Genomic DNA, 18031 nt, shown 5'->3' on the forward strand with positions numbered 1-18031 from the left:
TGGAGCCTGAACTTTCTGATATCGACGAAGGTCTGGCAAGCTTACGTCGTGAGCAAGGCGGGTCACTCGCCTATCTGGCGCGGCATCGCCGCATCAGGCGCACTACCTGATAGCCTCCCCCTGAACGTTTAACGACGGAACTGAACAGTATGAGCACGACACCCCGACAGGACGTGTGGGTTATCCGCATGGATGACCTGACGAGTGCCGCGACAAGGGCGCTGGTGGCCTTGCATGTTGCGGGGATGCACGACAATTCACCACCTGAACAGGTATTTGCGCTGGATCTCAGCGGGTTACAAACGCCGGATATCACCGTATGGAGTGTCTGGCAGGGTGAGAAAATTGCCGGTATCGGCGCATTGAAAATGCTGGCGGATGGCGGTGGTGAGCTCAAATCCATGCGCACCCATCCAGACTATCTGCGCCAGGGCGTGGCGGCGCGTTTGCTGGAGCATATTCTGATACACTCCCGGCAGCGCGGTGTCACACGGGTCAGCCTGGAAACCGGCACCGGTGCGGCGTTTGAACCGGCGCTGGCGCTTTATCGTCGCTATGGTTTTGTGAATGGCGAGGCCTTTGCCGATTACACCGCCAGCGAATTCAATCAATTCCTGCACTTATCGCTGCGCTGATGGCATAAAAAAACACCACGGCGTCAGCGGCCGTGGTGTGCGGTTTTTTCTCGCGACCATTGTATTGTCGCGGCAAAACGAGCGGATTACAGCGCGGCGATAACGGCCTGCTGCTCCAGCAGTTTGACTTTGGCGGCGGCGTAGCCGTCGCGTTTTTCACGCTCTTTGGCAACCACCGCTTCCGGTGCGCGCGCGACAAAGCCTTCGTTGGAGAGCTTGCTGTCGATGCGGCCGATTTCCACCTCAAGCTTCGCCACTTCTTTTGCCAGCCTGTCCAGCTCGGCCGCCTTGTCGATAAGGCCAGCCATCGGGATCAGCAATTCAGCGCCCTCCACCAGTTTGGTGACGGAAACCGGGCCTTTGTCGCCTGCCGGTAACAGCGTGATGCTCTCCAGACGCGCCAGCGTCTGAATAAAGCCGAGGTTATCCTGCACGCGGCGGGTGGCATCAGCAGAAGCATCGCGCAGCAGCAGCGCCAGCGGCTTGCTGGGGGCGATGTTCATTTCAGCACGAATGTTACGCACCGCGATGATAGCCTGCTTGATCCACTCCAGATCGTTGAATGCCTGCTCGTCATCCAGCGCGGCATCAAAGGCCGGGAACGGTTGCAGCATAATGGTATCGGCGCTGACGCCTTTCAGTACCTTCACCCGTTGCCAGATGGTTTCGGTAATGAACGGGATGATCGGATGCGCCAGACGCAACAGCGCTTCCAGCACTGTCACCAGCGTATGGCGCGTGCCGCGCAGTTCCGCGTCGCTACCGCCGTTCATCACCGGCTTGGTCAGCTCCAGATACCAGTCACAGAACTGGTTCCAGGTGAACTCGTAGAGCACGTTGGCGGCCAGGTCGAAACGGTAGCTGTCCAGCGCTTCGCGGTAGGCTTTCACCGTGCGGTTGAATTCCGCCAGGATCCAACGGTCTGCCAGTGACAACACTTTGTCACCGCCGTTAAAACCGCAATCCTGCTCTTCGGTGTTCATCAGCACAAAACGGCTGGCGTTCCACAGCTTATTACAGAAGTTGCGGTAGCCTTCCAGACGTTTCATGTCCCAGTTGATGTCGCGGCCGGTGGACGCCAGCGCTGCCAGCGTAAAGCGCAGCGCATCGGTGCCATGCGGTTCGATGCCGTTCGGGAACTGTTTTTCGGTGCGCTTGCGGATTTTTTCCGCCAGCTGCGGCTGCATCATGTTGCCGGTGCGTTTTTCCAGCAGCGCGTCCAGCGAAATACCGTCCACCATATCCAGCGGGTCGATCACGTTGCCCTTGGATTTGGACATCTTCTGGCCTTCTTCATCGCGGATGAGGCCAGTCATGTAGACGGTATGGAACGGCACCTGTGGCTTGCCATCTTCATCTTTGATGAAGTGCATGGTCATCATGATCATGCGGGCTATCCAGAAGAAGATGATGTCAAAACCGCTGACCAGTACGCTGCTGGGGTGGAACGCTTTCAGGTCCGGCGTTTGCTCCGGCCAGCCGAGTGTGGAAAACGTCCACAGGGCAGAGGAGAACCAGGTGTCCAGCACGTCGTCGTCCTGACGCAGCGCTACATCGGCCGCCAGATTATTGTCGCGGCGTACTTCCGCTTCATCACGGCCGACGTAGACCTTGCCGTTATCGTCGTACCACGCCGGAATGCGATGGCCCCACCACAGCTGGCGGGAGATACACCAGTCCTGAATGTCGCGCATCCAACTGAAGTACATGTTTTCGTACTGCTTCGGTACGAACTGGATACGGCCATCTTCCACCGCTTCCACCGCCGGTTTGGCCAGCACAGCGGCACGGACGTACCACTGGTCGGTCAGCATCGGCTCGATCACCACGCCGCCACGGTCGCCGTAGGGAACGGTCAGGTCGTGCGCTTTGATGTCTTCCAGCAGGCCCTGCGCGTCAAACGCCGCGATCACCGCTTTGCGGGCAGCGAAACGTTCCAGTCCGCGAAACGCCTCTGGAATCTCGTTGCTGTAGGCGGTACTGGCTTCGCCATTGGTATTAAAGACTTCCGCTTCCTGGCGGATATCGCCGTCGAACGTCAGAATATTGATCATCGGCAACTGATGGCGTTTACCGACTTCGTAGTCGTTGAAGTCATGCGCCGGGGTAATTTTCACGCAGCCGGTGCCTTTTTCCATATCGGCGTGTTCGTCGCCGACGATCGGAATGCGGCGGCCGACCAGCGGCAGGATCAGGAACTTGCCGATCAGATCTTTATAGCGCGGATCTTCCGGATTGACCGCCACACCGGTATCACCCAGCACGGTTTCGGGACGGGTGGTGGCGACCACCAGATAATCGTTACCGTCAGCGGTTTTCGCGCCGTCCGCCAGCGGGTAACGCAGGTGCCACATCGAGCCTTTGACGTCGCGGTTTTCCACTTCCAGGTCGGAGATGGCGGTACGCAGTTTCGGGTCCCAGTTCACCAGACGTTTGCCACGGTAGATCAGGTCGTCCTGATACAGGCGCACAAACACTTCTTTCACCGCGTTGGACAGGCCTTCGTCCATGGTGAAACGCTCGCGCTCCCAGTCTACCGAGTTGCCCAGGCGGCGCATCTGCCGGGTAATGGTGCCGCCGGATTCCGCTTTCCACTGCCAGATTTTATCGATGAAGGCGTCACGGCCGTAATCATGGCGGGTTTTGCCTTCTTCAGCGGCGATTTTGCGCTCGACCACCATCTGGGTGGCGATACCGGCATGGTCGGTGCCCGCCTGCCACAGGGTGTTTTTCCCCTGCATGCGCTGGTAGCGGATCATCGTATCCATAATGGTTTGCTGGAAAGCATGACCCATGTGCAGGCTGCCGGTGACGTTGGGCGGCGGGATCATGATGCTGAAGCTTTCTTTACTGGTGTCGCCATGGGGCTTGAAATAGCCCTGTTGTTCCCAGTGCTCGTACAGCGGCTGCTCAATATCGTGCGGGTTGTATGTCTTTTCCATTATGCTCAAAAATTCAGTGAGTTGGCGGCGTCGCCGTGGTCAATTGGAAGCCGACGCTGCGATAGGCTTTATAGCGGTCGCGCGCCAACTGTTTCAGGGATTCTTCGTAAGGAACGAAGTCTATCACTTCATGGAAAGCGGTGGCAAAATCTGCGAATTGGGGTTGCAGGTTGATGAGCAGTTCGCGCGGCGCGCTGCCGCGCTTGTGTGGCCACGCCAGTTCCACCGGCGCGCCCTGACGCGGGCCTTCTCCGGCCAGATTATGCGGCACGAACGCGTGCGGTTCTCGCTGCCACAACGCTTCATCAAGCCTGAAGGCCTGTTGCTGGTCAGCACAGGCAATCAGCACCCGTTGCCCGGCCCGCCAGCGTGCGGCGGCAATATCACAGGCCAGCGCCTCGCAGGCATTCAGTTCCCCGCTGTGGTTATCGTGTTCCAGCAGATAAAAAAGGGCGTGTTTCATGATGCTCCGCATACCGATGAAGGTCACAGACAGAATAACAAATCCCCGCTGGTGCGGGGATTAAATCGGAAAGGAGTGACGATGCCGCCCGTTTTGGCGCGGCATTCAGCCACGCTTACTCGGCGTCGTTCAGCCCGGCGCGGTTGAGCAGGAACTGTGACAGCAGGGCAACCGGGCGACCGGTTGCGCCTTTGGCCTTGCCGGAGCGCCAGGCGGTGCCCGCGATATCCAGATGTGCCCAGCTGTACTTGCGGGTAAAGCGCGACAGGAAGCAAGCGGCGGTAATCGCCCCGCCTGGACGCCCGCCGATATTGGCCATATCGGCGAAGTTGGAGTCCAGCTGTTCCTGATACTCGTCACCCAGCGGCAGACGCCAGGCGCGATCGCCCGCCTGTTCCGATGCGCTCAGTAATTCGTGCGCCAGCGGATTGTGGTTGGACAGTAACCCGGTCAGGTGGTGGCCGAGCGCAATCACGCAGGCACCGGTCAGGGTGGCGACATCAATCACCACGTCCGGCTCGAAGCGCTCAACGTAAGTGAGGGTATCGCACAGCACCAGACGGCCTTCGGCGTCGGTATTCAGCACTTCCACCGTTTGGCCGGACATGGTAGTCAGAATATCGCCGGGACGATAAGAGCGGCCATCGACCATGTTTTCGCAACCGGCCAGAATGCCGATGATGTTGAGCGGCAACGCAAGCTCGGCGGCAACGCGCATCACACCGTATACGCTGGCAGCACCGCACATGTCGTATTTCATCTCATCCATGCTGTCCGCCGGCTTGATGGAGATGCCGCCAGCGTCAAAGGTCAGACCTTTGCCGACCAGCACGATAGGCTTGCTGTTGTTGTCCGGGTCGCCTTTGTATTCGATAACCGACATCAGCGATTCATTCTGCGAGCCCTGGCCGACAGCCAGATACGCATTCATGCCCAGCTCTTTCATCTGCTGCTCGCCGATAACGCGGGTGGTTACCTGGCTGTAGCCATCCGCCAGTTGACGCGCCTGCGAAGCCAGATACGCGGCATTGCAGATATTCGGCGGCATGTTGCCCAGATCTTTGGCCGCTTTGATGCCGGAGGCGATGGCCAGACCGTGCTGGATGGCGCGCTCACCGGAGGTCAGTTCGCGGCGGGTTGGCACGTTGAACACCATTTTGCGCAGCGGGCGGCGCAGCTCGACCTTGTTGGTTTTCAACTGGTCAAAGGTGTAGAGCGTTTCTTTAGCCGTTTCAACCGCCTGACGCACTTTCCAGTAGGTGTTGCGCCCTTTGACATGCAGCTCGGTCAAAAAGCAGACCGCTTCCATCGAGCCGGTTTCATTGAGGGCGTTGATGGTTTTCTGAATCACCTGTTTATACTGGCGCTCATCCAGCTCGCGCTCTTTACCACAGCCAATCAGCAAGATGCGCTCGGAAAGAATGTTGGGTACATGGTGCAAAAGCAGGGACTGCCCGACCTTGCCCTCCAGTTCGCCACGGCGAAGTAATGCACTGATGTAACCGTCGCTGATTTTATCGAGTTGTTCTGCGATAGGGGACAGCCGACGCGGTTCGAACACGCCGACGACAATGCAGGCACTGCGTTGTTTTTCCGGGCTACCGCTTTTTACGCTGAACTCCATGTACTCTCCTGAATCTTTAAAGACAAAGACGGGCGCTACGGCTAGAATATGACACTCCGTAATGTTTTCCCGCCGTTGCGTTAACATAACCTGTGTTAATCTAAACGACGTAGCGAATCTGCATAGCGTATTCTCAGCAGGTTCTGATAAACACCCGGTCAATCGGGGTGCTTTAATAACGTTTTAGCTACGAAGGTTGCCACAAATGAGTGTAAATGGCGAGTTAGCGAAAAAACTATCGGCTTTCCTGCAAAAATACAAGTTTTCACAGGCGTAATTAAGCGTGATCATCATTCGATATCTGGTAAGGGAAACCTTCAAAAGCCAGGTGGCTATCCTGTTTATTCTGCTGCTGATTTTCTTTTCTCAGAAACTGGTGCGGATACTGGGGGCTGCTGTAGACGGCGATATCCCAACAAATCTGGTGTTGTCTCTGTTGGGATTGGGCGTGCCACAAATGGCGCAATTGATTCTGCCGCTGAGTCTGTTCCTCGGTTTGCTGATGACCTTTGGGCGGCTGTATGCGGAAAGTGAAATCACGGTGATGCACGCCTGTGGATTCAGCAAAGCCGTGCTGTTAAAAGCCGCGCTGTTGCTATCGCTGCTGACCGCGATGCTGGCGACGGCTAACGTGCTGTGGCTGAGCCCGTGGTCATCACGCCATCAGGATGAAGTGCTGGCGGAAGCCCGTGCCAACCCTGGCATGGCATCGCTGGCGGAAGGCCAGTTCCAGCAAACCCAGGACGGCAACTCGGTGCTGTTTGTCGGCAAGGCCGATGGCAGCAATTTTGAGCGTGTTTTTCTGGCGCAGTTGCACCCGCGTGAAAATACCCGCCCGTCAGTGGTGGTGGCAGACAGTGGTAACGTTATGGCGCGTGCTGACGGTTCTCAGGTGGTCACGTTAAATAGCGGAACACGTTACGAAGGCACAGCCATGCTGCGTGATTTTCGCATTACGGATTTCACGAACTATCAGGCCATTATCGGTTATCAGCCGGTTGCCCTTGATCCCAACAATGTCGACCAGATGGACATGAAAACTTTGTGGCAGTCGTCGGATATTGCTGCTCGGGCTGAATTCCACTGGCGTTTGACACTTATCTTCGCCGTGCTGATTATGGCCATCATGGTAGTGCCACTCAGCGTCGTCAATCCTCGTCAGGGCCGTGTGCTCAGCATGTTGCCCGCCATGCTGCTGTATCTGATTTTTTTCCTGTTGCAAAGCTCGCTGCGCTCTAATGCCGGTAAAGGCAAGCTCGACCCGCTGCTGTGGATATGGTTAGTCAATCTAAGCTATCTGGCGCTGGCGGTGTTATTTAACGTCTGGGACAGCGTTACGGTGCGTAAATTACGTGCCAGCCTGAAGCCCGGTCATCGCCAGAGTCTAAAAGGAGCGGCCTGAGATGTTTCGTGTACTGGACCGCTATATCGGTAAAACTATCTTTAACACCATCATGATGACGTTATTCATGCTGGTGTCGCTTTCCGGCATCATCAAATTTGTCGATCAGTTGCGCAAAGTGGGGCAGGGCGGTTACTCGGTTGCCGGAGCCGGGTTATATACACTGCTCAGCGTGCCAAAGGACATTGAGATTTTCTTCCCAATGGCGGCGTTGCTGGGGGCACTGCTCGGGCTTGGGCAACTCGCAACGCGCAGTGAACTGGTGGTGATGCAGGCTTCCGGCTTTACCCGCTTGCAGATAGCGGCGGCCGTCATGAAAACCGCAATCCCGCTGGTATTGCTAACGATGGCGATTGGCGAGTGGCTGGCTCCGGCGGGAGAACAGATGGCACGCAATTATCGCTCGCAGATGATGTATGGCGGTTCGATGCTCTCGACCCAGGGCGGCGTATGGGCGAAAGATGGCAGTGATTTTGTCTACATTCAGCGCGTCGTGGGCGACAACGAGTTAGCGGGTGTCAACATTTACCATTTTGATAACCAAAGTAAACTGCTGTCGATTCGCTACGCCTCCTCGGCGGTGTATGCCAACGGTGGCTGGAAATTGTCGCAGGTTGAACAGTCTGAACTGTCTGATGGAAAGCAGATAGGCGGCAGCCAGACCGTGAGCGGAGAGTGGAAAACCAACCTGACGCCCGATAAGCTCGGTGTGGTGGCGCTGGACCCCGATGCGCTGTCGATTCGTGGCTTGTATGACTATATTAGCTACCTGCGCCAGAGTGGTCAGGAAGCGGGGCGCTACCAGCTCAATTTGTGGAACAAGCTGTTTGCGCCGCTATCGGTTGCGGTGATGATGCTCATGGCACTGTCGTTTATTTTCGGCCCACTGCGCAGCGTGCCCGCCGGGGTACGTATTGTGATAGGCATCAGTTTCGGCTTCCTGTTCTACGTACTGGATCAGATATTTGGCCCGCTCAGCCTGGTGTATCACATGCCACCAATACTGGGCGCGTTGCTGCCAAGCGCGCTGTTCCTGTTTATCAGTATCATGTTGTTGTTAAAGCGCCGATAAAACCGCTTCGAATCAACCGGCGGGAAAAGCCCGCCGGTCACATGACATCGCCTCGGAAACCGCCTTTATGGTCTGTTTATTGAAGATAAAGACGATTTTTTCAGCACTCACAACGTTAACATCATGATTCTGGTTGCACCCAACGCGTAGCTCGGTATAATCCACCACGTTTTCCGCAAAGTACTACTTCGTGCCGAAGTGGCGAAATCGGTAGACGCAGTTGATTCAAAATCAACCGTAGAAATACGTGCCGGTTCGAGTCCGGCCTTCGGCACCAACAGTATATAAATAGACGTCAACCGACGTCTTTTTTTATGCCTGAAATCCAGTATTTACACGCCTTTCCCGCTATATTCATTCTCTCAAGGTCAACCGACATCCATGTACATCTACCAACAGTTGTTGGTACAGATGATGGTATTTTCGGTTCGATAATGCTTGTACCAACGGGGAGGAGGTAAGTATGGCGCTCACTGATATCAAAGTCAGAACAGCCAAGCCTTCGGATAAGCAATACAAGCTGACCGATGGCAATGGTATGCATCTGCTGGTTCATCCCAATGGCTCAAAGTATTGGTGCTTACAGTACCGTTTTGGCGGTAAACAGAAGATGCTGGCACTGGGGGTTTATCCTGATGTCTCCCTGGCTGATGCCAGAGCACGCCGTGATGAGGCGCGGAAGTTATTGGCAAACGGCACTGACCCCGGCGACAAAAAGAAATCCGATAAGATTGAACAAAGCGAAGCGTTAACCTTTAAAGAGGTGGCAATAGAATGGCACTCCACCAATAAAAAATGGTCGCAGGAGCACAGCCATCGTGTGCTGAAAAGCCTGGAAGATAACCTTTTCCCTGCAATAGGCAAACGCAACATCGCCGAGCTTAAAACCCGTGACTTGCTAGCGCCCATCAAGGCGGTGGAGCAGTCAGGCCGCCTTGAAGTCGCCTCACGGCTCCAGCAACGCACAACCGCGATAATGCGCTACGCCGTACAAAGCGGATTAATTGACTACAACCCGGCGCAGGAAATGGCAGGCGCGGTGGCGTCCAGCAATCGGCAGCATCGCCCGGCACTGGATCTCAAGCACACGCCCGAACTGCTCCGGCGTATCGATAACTACACCGGCAGGCCATTAACCCGTCTTGCGGTCGAGCTGACGTTATTGATTTTTATTCGCTCCAGCGAACTGCGCTTTGCTCGCTGGTCAGAGATAGATTTTGAGACCGCCCTGTGGACCATTCCCCCGGAGCGCGAACCCATCGACGGCGTAAAACACTCTCACCGTGGCTCAAAAATGCGTACTCCGCACCTGGTGCCGCTTTCCCGACAGGCACTGGCGACGCTGAAACAAATCCAGCAATTTAGCGGCGACCATGAGCTTATCTTTATTGGCGACCACGACCCGCGTAAACCGATGAGTGAGAACACGGTGAACAAAGCGCTGCGGGTGATGGGGTATGACACCAAGGTAGAAGTCTGCGGCCATGGTTTCCGCACCATGGCCTGTAGCTCGCTTATCGAGTCGGGCCTATGGTCTCGTGATGCGGTAGAACGCCAGATGAGCCATATGGAGCGTAACTCGGTACGAGCGGCCTACATCCACAAAGCCGAGCACCTGGACGAGCGTAAACTGATGCTGCAATGGTGGGCGGATTTCCTCGATGCGAATCGGGAGAAGGCAGTTAGTGCGTTTGATTTTAAAAACTACTGATAGTAACAGACTGATTATTATCAAGAAAAATACAGCCAGGTGACAATCAATTACCGTGCCTATACTTTTAGATGAAGTTAATTTCTGTAGAGTTTCTACTGTATAGAAAATAATTATTGACGAACGTGCTTCCACGATCAACAATATGTTTATCAAATCACTTTTCTTACAGTACTTCTTCTACAGATGAGAGGGGGGTTTTTGCGACAGGCTGCAACCTGTCGCGTTGTCTCAAACCCAAAGCGTCTAAACTAGGATAGGAGAGTTGAACCATGGCAGTTTACCAAATTTCTTACGATCTGCAAAAGAAGATTATTACACTTCGCGTAACAACAGAATTAAATCCGGCAGAGCCTAATGCTAACTCTATGACTTTACATGGGTCATTGTCACTAACCAAATTGCTGCGTAAGTTCGCTGGGTTGTTCTGGTTATGGTGATGTTTCTTTGGCTGCACAGATAAAATGGTAGGGATGCAGATTATTGACATGAGGGTCCTTATTAGCTCAAAGCTAGACCCTTAAATCCTCCTTTAAGACAAGTACACCAGGAGTGGTGTACTCAACTGAGGCCATTATGCCAATACAGTTATTTAAGCTAGTTGATATGGCTGACATCCGCTCAGGCTACACCTTCCGGGGGGCAATAGAACCAGTACCTGACGGGGATGTGCGCATATTACAAATTAAGGACCTTGATCAGGATTGGCAGGGAGATCAAGCTGTTTTACCAGCAATAAGTTGGGAGCAGCGCGTTAAACCGCCATTCCTTGAACAAAATGATATTGTCGTTGCCGCTAGAGGTAACCGAAACGTCGCTGTTATCTATCGTAGCGATATTCCAGTGGTAGCTACGAGCCAGTTTTTGATCGTTACACCTCTACGAAAAATGAATGCGATCGCACCAGAGTATCTGTGCTGGGTACTAAACCACCCTATGACGCAACAAATGTTTAATCGTAGTGGTACGGGCATTCAGCTCATTACTAAAGCCGCATTGCTGGATGTAAAGATTCCTGTTCCATCGATACAAACACAGCGAAAAATTATTGAGCTTCAACGAGTCTGGCAGAAAGAAGAACTACTTATAAGTCAGTTACAGAATAACCGCCATCAGCTTGAACTTGGTATTTTACAACAATTACTTAAGGATTAATGTGTTATGAGTAACAAGATCGACCAGAATCGTATCAACAGTGTGTTATGGAGTGTGTGCGATATTTTCCGTGGCACCATCAGCCCCGATACTTATAAAGACTTCATTCTTACCATGCTGTTCCTTAAATACATTTCGGACGTCTGGCAGGATCACTACGACGGTTATGTGGCTGAATATGGCGATGAGCCAGAACTGATCGAAGAAATGATGAAGAACGAACGCTTTGTTCTGCCAAAAAAGGCCAGTTTTTACACGCTCTTTCAGCATCGCAATGAACCGGGTAATGGAGAGCGCATCGATAAAGCTCTGCACGCGATTGAAGAAGCTAACGGCACAAAACTGAAAGACGCGGGAAAAAGCGTGTTTCAGGATATCTCTTTTAATACCGACAAGCTGGGTGAAGAGAAGCAAAAGAACGGGATTCTAAAAGATCTCCTTGAAGAGTTTTCCTGTGCAGATCTGGACCTAAAACCTAGCCGTATCGGTGGATTAGATGTGATCGGCAATGCTTACGAGTATCTGATTGGTAAGTTTGCTGCTAATAGCGGCCAGAAGGCAGGCGAGTACTATACCCCACCGGAAGTGTCCGACTTGATGGCGGAATTACTCGATCCGCAACCTGGTGATACCATTTGCGACCCTGCCTGTGGTTCTGCGTCGTTATTGATGAAATGCGGCCGTAAAGTGGTACAAAACCATGGTAGTAAGCAGTATGAGTTATATGGTCAGGAAGCGATTGGTTCAACCTGGTCACTGGCGAAAATGAACATGTTCCTGCATGGCGAAGATAACCACAAGATCGAATGGGGCGATACCATTCGTAACCCTAAACTGCTGGATAAGAACGGTAATCTTAAGCTGTTTGATATCGTCACCGCTAACCCGCCATTCTCGCTGGATAAGTGGGGGCACAGTGACGTGGAAAGCGATAAATTCAGCCGTTTCCGTCGCGGCCTACCGCCGAAAACTAAGGGTGACTACGCCTTTATTTCGCATATGATCGAAACGCTGAAACCGAAAAGTGGGCGCATGGGGGTGGTAGTACCGCATGGTGTACTGTTCCGTGGCTCCAGCGAAGGGAAAATCCGCCAGAAACTGATTGAAGAAAATTTGTTGGATGCGGTGATCGGCCTACCGGAAAAACTTTTTTTTGGCACCGGCATTCCTGCTGCTATTCTGATTTTCAAAAAGCAGAAAGTTGACGATAACGTACTGTTCATCGATGCCAGCCGTGAGTTTAATTCAGGCAAAAATCAGAACCACCTTAGTACGGAAAACATTGTTAAAGTCGTCAAAACCTACCGAGATCGCGATAACGTTGACAAATATGCTTATCTTGCCAGCCTGCAGGAGATCCGTGACAACGACTACAACCTGAACATCCCTCGCTACGTCGATACCTTTGAAGAGGAAGAGGAAATCGACCTGCTGGCGGTCCGTGCTGAGCGTAAGCAACTGCAAGCTCAATTAGTTGAGCTTGAAGTGGAAATGGCGAAGTATTTGGAGGAGTTGGGTTATGGTGCCTAAGGGGTGGGAAAAAAAATATCTTAAAGATATTTTATCTGGGCCTATTAGAAATGGCTTTTCACCTGTTGCCTCTGATAAGGAAACTGGTTTTTGGATTCTGAGTCTTGGTTCTCTTGGTGATGAAGGGATAAACGTTACTGAAATAAAGCCTGTTGAACCAATAGATAGAGTACTTCAAACACAGCTTAGCCATGGAGATTTTCTCGTTAGTCGTTCTAATACACCAGATAAAGTAGGCCGCTCAATTCGTTTTCAGGGTGAAATTGAAAACTGTTCTTACCCGGATCTCATGATGAAATTTAGGATTGATGAGAATAAAGCAGAGCCTGAATTTATCGAGCAAAAATTAAAAAATTCTGATGTAAGATCTTACTTTACAAGTTGTGCTGCTGGAAGTAGCGCCACAATGGTAAAAATTAATAAAGGAATTCTTGAAAAGACACCTTTGCTACTCCCAAATATAAAAGAACAAAAAAAAATCGCCCACATACTTTCTACATGGGATAAAGCGATTACCACCACTGAAAAACTGCTCGCCAATAGCCAGCAGCAGAAAAAAGCTTTGATGCAGGAATTGCTCACCGGTAAGAAACGTTTACCGGGGTTTAGTGGGAAGTGGGATGACTTTTATCTGGGCGATATAGCAAGGATCACAACTGGTAGCTCTAATCGGCAGGATTCGTATCTTTATGGTAAATATACTTTTTTCGATCGTTCAGAAGATGTCCGTTCTAGCGATAGATATTTATTTGACTGTGAGGCAATAATTGTTCCAGGTGAAGGGCAAGATTTTATTCCAAAATATTTTTCTGGAAAATTCGATCTTCACCAAAGGACGTATGCAATCATGGATTTCCCCACGTGTGATGGAAAATTTCTTTTTTATATTATCCACTTTTTCAGGGGGCATTTTTTATCCCAAGCAGTAGGCTCCACGGTTAAATCTCTGCGTTTACCCATGTTTCAAAAGATGAGGTTACATTTACCAACATTAATCGAGCAAAAGAAAATTGCTACTACGCTCTCTATTGCAGACCAAGAAATCGAAACCCTAAAACAAAAGCTCAACCACCTAAAACAAGAAAAAAAAGCCCTGATGCAGCAACTGCTCACTGGTAAACGTCGGGTGAAAACGGAGGCGGCATGACGGATAAGCACTTACCTCAAGCCCCGGCAGGTGAATTCCTGCTGTTCCAAAGCGATGATGGCCGTGCTCGGGTTGAATGCCGATTTGAAGCGGAAACGCTTTGGCTGTCGCAGGCTTCAATGGCGGAGCTGTATGGTAAAGATGTGCGAACCATTAACGAACATCTAGTCAACATCTTTGCTGAAGACGAACTTGCTCAAAATTCAACTATCCGGAAATTCCGGATAGTTCGTTTAGAGGGTAAGCGTCAGGTGGCAAGAGAGATCGATCACTACAACCTTGAAGCGGTACTGGCCGTTGGTTATCGTGTTCGTTCAACCCGGGGCACCCAGTTCCGCCAATGGGCCACGCAAACCTTGCAGGAATACCTGATTAAAGGCTTTGTGATGGATGATGAGCGGCTGAAAAATCCGCCGGTCGGCCCGTCAGTGGTGCCCGATTACTTTGGTGAGATGCTGGAGCGCATCCGAGATATTCGTGCCAGCGAACGGCGCGTCTATTTACGGGTACGAGAAATCTTTGCTCTCGCAGCGGATTATCAGCCTTCACTGAAAGAGACCACGCTCTTTTTCCAGACTATCCAGAATAAACTGCATTTTGCTTGCACCGGGAAAACGGCGGCTGAACTTATTCACCAACGCGCCGATGCCAGTCTTCCGCATATGGGGTTGACCAGCTTCAAGGGTGATGAAGTGCGTAAAGGGGATGTCACCGTCGCCAAAAATTATCTCAATCAAAGCGAAGTTGATGAACTGAACCGCGTGGTCAATATGTGGCTGGATTTTGCTGAAGATCAGGCCAGACGACGCCAGCAGATATTTTTACGCGACTGGCAGGAAAAATTAGATCAATTCTTGCAATTCAACGATCGTGATGTATTAAAAGGTGCAGGTACGATCAGCAAGAAAATGGCGGATGATAAGGCTCAGGCTGAATATGAACAGTTCGCCGAGCAACAGCGTCGTTTAAAAGAAGCAGAGGGTGAGCGGGATATCACTGAGCTATTACAGTGGCAAACTAATCCAAAAACTAAGGATGCGCCATGAGTATGCAACATGTGCCAAAATTTCAGGAAGAGTACAGCGCTAAAATACCGGCACTAACATTACTCACCAGTCTTGGGTGGTCATATATTACGCCTGATCAGGCGCAGGAGGCACGTGGTAATAAGTTGGATCAGGTGGTATTAAGCCAGATTCTGCGTGAGCAATTGCAAAAGCGTACCTTCACTTTTGCAGGACGGGACTATCCGCTCTCCGATAAAGCGATTGATAACCTTATTGCCGAAGTAAACAGCCCGGCTTTGAATGAAGGTTTGCTCACCGCCAATGAGAGACTCTATAACCACTTGATGTACGGTATTTCTGTCACTGAGTTTATTGATAGTAAAAAGGCTAACCCCACCATAGCGTTGATTGACTGGCACAATCCGGTGAATAACAGTTTTGTCTTTACTGAAGAATTCAGTGTGACTCGCTCTAATGGTATTGAGTCGCGCAGGCCGGATATCGTTTGTTTTGTGAATGGTATTCCGCTGGCGATTATCGAGGCCAAACGTCCAGATGGTAATGCCAAAAAAGGCCCAACCCTTGATGAAGGAATTTCGCAAAGCCTGCGTAATCAGCGGCACGATGAAATTCCGCGTTTATTCGCTTACAGCCAGCTACTGTTATCCATTAATGGTCATGATGGCCGTTACGGCACCTGCGGCACGCCAGCGAAGTTTTGGGCGAACTGGCGTGAAGAGGATATCTCGGATGCTGAGATGTATGCCATCAAGAATCGCTCACTTTCCACCGAACAATTCACTGCGTTGTTCAGCCATCGTTCTCAAGCCATTGTGGATTGGTATCAACAGTTAATAACGAGCGGTGAACTTGCCGTTACCGGGCAAGATAAGCTGTTAATTAGCCTATTGTCGCCAGTTCGTCTGTTGGAGATGACTCGCTACTTTACGCTGTTTGATAAGAAAGTGGGAAAGGTTGTTGCCCGCTATCAGCAGGTGTTTGGCATCAAGCGTCTGATTGAGCGTATTAATACCAAACGCCCTGATGGGGGCGTCCAAGGTGGCGTGATTTGGCATACCACCGGTTCTGGTAAATCATTCACGATGGTTTTTCTGAGCAAGGTACTAATTCTGCATGAAACCCTAAAGCAGTGCCGCATTGTGGTGGTGACTGACCGTATTGACCTGGAAAAACAACTCAGCCGTACCTTTATTTCTGGCGGCGAATTGTCTGGGAAACGAGATAAAGCATCTGCTATCGCGACCTCTGGTACGCGGCTGGCGGAGCAGATTGGCAAAGGGACTGAACGCATTATTTTTTCGCTGATTCAGAAGTTTAATACCGCGATTCGGCTGCCGGGATGCGTTAATACCAGCTCAGATATTATCGTCTTGATTGATGAAGGCCACCGTAGCCAGGGCGGTGAAAACCATATCCGCATGAAGCAGGCATTGCCTAATGCCGCGTTTGTCGCTTTTACCGGCACCCCGCTGCTAAAAGACGATAAAACCACCAATAAGTTTGGCCCGATTGTGCATGCCTACACCATGCAGCGGGCAGTGGAAGACAAAACGGTAACGCCGCTGTTATACGAAGAGCGTATTCCTGACCTTGATGTTAATGAACGTGCGATTGATAGCTGGTTTGAACGTATTACCGAAGGATTAAGCGACGAACAAAAAACAGACCTCAAACGTAAGTTTGCCAGAAAAGGGCAAATATACAGCACAGACGATCGCATCCGTCTTATCGCATTGGATATTGCTAACCACTTCGACAAGAATATTGATGATGGCTTAAAAGGCCAGCTCGCCTGTGACAGTAAGGTCTCTGCGATTAAGTATAAAAAATATCTTGATGAAGCAGGCTTATTTGAATCAGCGGTGGTTATTAGCTCGCCCGATACCCGTGAGGGTAATACTGAGATCGATGAATCCACCATGCCGGAAGTGGCGCAGTGGTGGAAAGAGAATGTTGGCTCGCAGGATGAACAGGTTTATACCCAGCATATTATCGAGCGTTTTGATAAAGATGATTCGCTCAAAATCCTGATTGTGGTCGATAAGCTGCTGACAGGCTTTGACGAGCCGAAAAACGCCGTGCTCTATATCGACAAGCCGCTTAAAGGACACAACCTGATCCAGGCGATTGCTCGTGTTAACCGTTTACATCCGAAAAAGAAATTTGGATTGTTGATCGATTATCGCGGCATTCTCCGCGAACTGGATACCACCATTCAGGACTACCAAAAGCTCGCTTCCCGTACCCAAGGCGGTTACGACATCAACGATCTTGTTGGTCTCTACGGCCAGATGAGCACGGAGTACAAACGTCTCCCTCAGCTTTATAAAAATCTGTGGGCAATTTTTGCTGGTGTGAAAAATAAGAATGACACCCAGCAACTGCGCCAGGTGCTAATACCACGTATTGAAGAGCGAAACGGCGAACTTGTCGATATTCATCTGAGGGTGCGTGAAGACTTCTACGAAGCGCTGACGGCGTTTGCCAGTTGCCTGAAAGTAGCATTGCAATCTGCTACGTTCTTTGAAGATAAGAGCTTCAGTGATGATGATCGTTATCACTATAAAGAAACGGTGAGTCAGTTCTCTAGCTTACGCCAGTTAGTTCAGCAGGATGCGGGCGAGCGTATCGACTACGATGAGTACGCTGCTCAGGTGAAAAAACTGCTGGATAAACACGTGGTGGGTGTTGAGGTCCGAGAGCCCGATGGCGTATATGAAGTGAGCCAGATGGGGCAGTTCCAGCAACCCGAAGACTGGAGCGATGAGAAAACTCGCAACGAAACAGACATCATCAAAACACGCGTCACGCGGATGATTGAACAGCAACTGCGTGACGACCCTTACGCACAGGAGGCTTTTTCTAAGCTATTGCGTCAGGCGATTGAAGAAGCGGAGAAGTTATTTGATCATCCGTTGAAGCAATACCTGCTGTTTCGTGAGTTTGAAGAGCAAGTACAAGAACGTCGGCTGAATGATATCCCTGATGCATTTGCCGGTAATCAACATGCTCAAGCTTATTTTGGTGTATTCAGAAAAATTCTGCCGGAGGTTTTTGCGATTGTTGATGCACAGGTACAGGACAAATGGGTAAAACTGGCATTTACTCTCGATCAGCTTGTCGACGTTTCGGTAGCGGAAAACTCGATTAATCCACAAAACATTGAAGCGGATATCCGTAAGAAACTGCTACCTATGCTGTTTAAAGAATGCAAGGCGATTGGCGGTGGTATGGATCAAGCAAAAAAGATGGTGGAGATGATCGTACAAATCACCCGAGTCGGGTTGAGTGGGGTTTAATTCGTGTCTGCTCAACGTCCACA

The 18031-nt window shown here is 51.2% G+C and carries 12 protein-coding genes and 1 tRNA gene; 10 read left to right on the forward strand and 3 right to left on the reverse strand.

Annotated elements, in window-relative coordinates:
* Positions 1–149: 149 nt before the first annotated feature.
* A complete protein-coding gene (locus DAQ1742_RS02265; RefSeq protein ID WP_180706217.1) occupies positions 150–635 on the forward strand; it encodes a GNAT family N-acetyltransferase in 486 nt (161 codons plus the stop codon).
* A gap of 86 nt (positions 636–721) precedes the next feature.
* Here DAQ1742_RS02265 and DAQ1742_RS02270 read toward each other — a convergent pair whose 3' ends face one another.
* The 3 genes from DAQ1742_RS02270 to pepA form a co-directional block, all read right to left on the reverse strand.
* Complete coding sequence (locus DAQ1742_RS02270; RefSeq protein WP_035339537.1) at positions 722–3577, reverse strand: valine--tRNA ligase; 2856 nt, start codon at positions 3575–3577, stop codon at positions 722–724.
* A gap of 13 nt (positions 3578–3590) precedes the next feature.
* Positions 3591–4040 (reverse strand): DNA polymerase III subunit chi, encoded by a 450-nt coding sequence (locus DAQ1742_RS02275; protein ID WP_035339538.1) that lies wholly within the window; start codon positions 4038–4040, stop codon positions 3591–3593.
* A 115-nt stretch (positions 4041–4155) separates the two neighbouring features.
* The gene (gene pepA, locus DAQ1742_RS02280) at positions 4156–5664 is read right to left on the reverse strand and encodes a leucyl aminopeptidase (protein ID WP_035339539.1); all 1509 of its coding nucleotides are present in this window, start codon (positions 5662–5664) and stop codon (positions 4156–4158) included.
* 283 nt (positions 5665–5947) lie between these two features.
* On the opposite strand from pepA, the gene lptF reads away from it, so the two are divergent.
* From lptF to DAQ1742_RS02325, 9 genes are all read left to right on the forward strand, one after another.
* Positions 5948–7066 (forward strand): LPS export ABC transporter permease LptF, encoded by a 1119-nt coding sequence (gene lptF, locus DAQ1742_RS02285; RefSeq protein ID WP_035339540.1) that lies wholly within the window; start codon positions 5948–5950, stop codon positions 7064–7066.
* Position 7067: 1 nt separating this feature from the next.
* The gene (lptG, locus tag DAQ1742_RS02290; RefSeq protein ID WP_035339541.1) at positions 7068–8138 is read left to right on the forward strand and encodes an LPS export ABC transporter permease LptG; all 1071 of its coding nucleotides are present in this window, start codon (positions 7068–7070) and stop codon (positions 8136–8138) included.
* A 192-nt stretch (positions 8139–8330) separates the two neighbouring features.
* Positions 8331–8415: transfer RNA gene (locus tag DAQ1742_RS02295), tRNA-Leu, on the forward strand.
* A gap of 186 nt (positions 8416–8601) precedes the next feature.
* The gene (locus DAQ1742_RS02300) at positions 8602–9849 is read left to right on the forward strand and encodes a tyrosine-type recombinase/integrase (protein WP_035339542.1); all 1248 of its coding nucleotides are present in this window, start codon (positions 8602–8604) and stop codon (positions 9847–9849) included.
* 576 nt (positions 9850–10425) lie between these two features.
* Positions 10426–11004 carry a restriction endonuclease subunit S gene (locus tag DAQ1742_RS02305; RefSeq protein WP_035339543.1) on the forward strand — a complete coding sequence of 193 codons (579 nt, stop codon included), beginning with the start codon at positions 10426–10428 and terminating at the stop codon, positions 11002–11004.
* A 6-nt stretch (positions 11005–11010) separates the two neighbouring features.
* Positions 11011–12534, forward strand: a complete 1524-nt coding sequence (locus tag DAQ1742_RS02310) for a type I restriction-modification system subunit M (protein WP_067486550.1) — start codon at positions 11011–11013, stop codon at positions 12532–12534.
* A complete protein-coding gene (locus DAQ1742_RS02315; RefSeq protein ID WP_035339544.1) occupies positions 12524–13681 on the forward strand; it encodes a restriction endonuclease subunit S in 1158 nt (385 codons plus the stop codon). The genes DAQ1742_RS02310 and DAQ1742_RS02315 overlap by 11 nt, the downstream gene beginning before the upstream one ends.
* The gene (locus tag DAQ1742_RS02320) at positions 13678–14727 is read left to right on the forward strand and encodes a virulence RhuM family protein (RefSeq protein ID WP_035339545.1); all 1050 of its coding nucleotides are present in this window, start codon (positions 13678–13680) and stop codon (positions 14725–14727) included. The genes DAQ1742_RS02315 and DAQ1742_RS02320 overlap by 4 nt, the downstream gene beginning before the upstream one ends.
* Positions 14724–18008 (forward strand): type I restriction endonuclease subunit R, encoded by a 3285-nt coding sequence (locus DAQ1742_RS02325; RefSeq protein ID WP_180706218.1) that lies wholly within the window; start codon positions 14724–14726, stop codon positions 18006–18008. The genes DAQ1742_RS02320 and DAQ1742_RS02325 overlap by 4 nt, the downstream gene beginning before the upstream one ends.
* Positions 18009–18031: the final 23 nt, after the last annotated feature.

It is taken from the genome of Dickeya aquatica (genome assembly GCF_900095885.1).
GTDB lineage: Bacteria > Pseudomonadota > Gammaproteobacteria > Enterobacterales > Enterobacteriaceae > Dickeya > Dickeya aquatica.

What these genes read in the sequence shown, in the direction of transcription:
- DAQ1742_RS02265 (WP_180706217.1), top strand. Translation starts at nt 150, where the DNA reads ATGAGCACGACACCCCGACAGGACGTGTGGGTTATCCGCATGGATGAC.
- DAQ1742_RS02270 (WP_035339537.1), bottom strand. Translation starts at nt 3,577, where the DNA reads ATGGAAAAGACATACAACCCGCACGATATTGAGCAGCCGCTGTACGAG.
- DAQ1742_RS02275 (WP_035339538.1), bottom strand. Translation starts at nt 4,040, where the DNA reads ATGAAACACGCCCTTTTTTATCTGCTGGAACACGATAACCACAGCGGG.
- pepA (WP_035339539.1), bottom strand. Translation starts at nt 5,664, where the DNA reads ATGGAGTTCAGCGTAAAAAGCGGTAGCCCGGAAAAACAACGCAGTGCC.
- lptG (WP_035339541.1), top strand. Translation starts at nt 7,068, where the DNA reads ATGTTTCGTGTACTGGACCGCTATATCGGTAAAACTATCTTTAACACC.
- DAQ1742_RS02300 (WP_035339542.1), top strand. Translation starts at nt 8,602, where the DNA reads ATGGCGCTCACTGATATCAAAGTCAGAACAGCCAAGCCTTCGGATAAG.
- DAQ1742_RS02305 (WP_035339543.1), top strand. Translation starts at nt 10,426, where the DNA reads ATGCCAATACAGTTATTTAAGCTAGTTGATATGGCTGACATCCGCTCA.
- DAQ1742_RS02310 (WP_067486550.1), top strand. Translation starts at nt 11,011, where the DNA reads ATGAGTAACAAGATCGACCAGAATCGTATCAACAGTGTGTTATGGAGT.
- DAQ1742_RS02315 (WP_035339544.1), top strand. Translation starts at nt 12,524, where the DNA reads ATGGTGCCTAAGGGGTGGGAAAAAAAATATCTTAAAGATATTTTATCT.
- DAQ1742_RS02320 (WP_035339545.1), top strand. Translation starts at nt 13,678, where the DNA reads ATGACGGATAAGCACTTACCTCAAGCCCCGGCAGGTGAATTCCTGCTG.
- DAQ1742_RS02325 (WP_180706218.1), top strand. Translation starts at nt 14,724, where the DNA reads ATGAGTATGCAACATGTGCCAAAATTTCAGGAAGAGTACAGCGCTAAA.